The following is a 214-nucleotide window of genomic DNA, read 5'->3' as shown; positions in this document are numbered from 1 at the left end:
GGAACGCTCCTGCTCAAAGGGTTCAAAGATGCGGTCCTTAAATTCGTCGCTGATGCCGATTCCCGTGTCGTTCACGGTAAATTGCAGATATGCTTTGCCGCCATTGGTCCGAGCCTGATTGACAATGAACTGCACCTTTCCGCCCGCCGGGGTAAACTTTACCGCGTTAGAGATCAGATTTACCAGAATCTGCTGCAGCTTCATAGGATCGCCC

The 214-nt window shown here is 51.9% G+C and carries 1 protein-coding gene; it reads right to left on the bottom strand.

Annotated features, from left to right (window positions below):
* On the bottom strand, nt 1-204 hold a 204-nt coding region (locus tag HJY11_RS14475; protein WP_243764586.1), incomplete at its 3' end, for an ATP-binding protein.
* Nucleotides 205-214: the final 10 nt, after the last annotated feature.

Source organism: Bittarella massiliensis (ex Durand et al. 2017) (assembly GCF_017566145.1).
Classification (GTDB): domain Bacteria; phylum Bacillota; class Clostridia; order Oscillospirales; family Ruminococcaceae; genus Bittarella; species Bittarella massiliensis_A.
The sequence above is the reverse complement of the archived record's forward strand: the minus strand, read 5'-3'. Positions and strand labels throughout refer to the sequence as shown.